This window comes from Veillonella parvula (assembly GCF_024461875.1).
GTDB lineage: Bacteria > Bacillota > Negativicutes > Veillonellales > Veillonellaceae > Veillonella > Veillonella parvula_I.
The window spans coordinates 1-264 of the sequence record NZ_JANGAL010000054.1 but is presented as its reverse complement, the minus strand read 5'-3'; the positions used below and the strand labels follow the sequence as shown (position 1 = coordinate 264).

Sequence of the window (264 nt, the reverse complement as noted above, 5' to 3'; positions counted from 1 at the left end):
ACTTCAAAAACCAAGAAAACCATTTATTTTAACAACCATGCATTTCAGAAATATAACGGTAATTACGCAAATTATATAGACATTGAAAATGGTGATGAATACTGGATTTCTGGTTTGAAAAAGAAGGAGAGTAATCGACATTGGGCTGGTCATGGAAAAATTATGATTGACCGTAGAGCTGTTAATGAATATCTTACTCTAATTGATGAAAAAGAATTGCCACTAAATTTGTTTGAAATAATTGATATTGAAGACAGATTTCCA

1 protein-coding gene is annotated in these 264 nt (G+C 30.3%); it reads left to right on the top strand.

The features are described from left to right. On the top strand, window positions 1-264 hold a 264-nt coding region (locus NE668_RS09835), incomplete at both ends, for a hypothetical protein (RefSeq protein WP_256196795.1).